Here is a 537-nt window from a genome sequence, read left to right on the forward strand (position 1 = left end):
ACGCATTAGTTTTGAGTATTGATGAGAAACCCGGCATCCAAGCTTTGGAACGAGAAACTGGCTATGTCGAAACGCGCAACCAGAAGCTGGTACGTGCTTACAGAAGCACATACAAGCGTCATGGTACGCTAAATTTGTTTGCTGCATTGAATGTGGCCACGGGCCACATCAAAGCTCAAACCACCCAAACTAAAACACGGGAAGATTTTCAGAATTTTATGGATCTCGTCATGCAGGATTTGCCTAAAAACAAAGAAGTTCACGTTATTTTGGATAACTACTGCACACACAAGAAGAATGATGAATGGTTGGATAAATATTCAGGTCGAGTGCATTTTCACTTCACGCCTACTTCGGCAAGTTGGTTGAACCAAATAGAAATCTGGTTCAGTATTTTATCTCGCAAGACATTAAAAGGAGCAAGCTTCAGTAATGTTACTGAGTTAAAAGAGGCAATCGAAGCATTCATTACTTATCATAACCAGAATGCCCAACCGTTTAAATGGCGTAGGCCTGAAGTTAAAGGTAGTCAAATAA

Annotated in this window: 1 protein-coding gene; it reads left to right on the forward strand. The window is 40.8% G+C overall.

Going from position 1 to position 537, the window contains the following annotated elements; translation table 11 throughout:
• A partial coding sequence (locus R2Q26_RS15365) for an IS630 family transposase (protein ID WP_317537089.1) occupies nucleotides 1-537 on the forward strand: 537 nt, incomplete at both ends.

It is taken from the genome of Nitrosomonas sp. Is37 (assembly GCF_033063275.1).
In the GTDB taxonomy this organism is placed as follows: domain Bacteria; phylum Pseudomonadota; class Gammaproteobacteria; order Burkholderiales; family Nitrosomonadaceae; genus Nitrosomonas.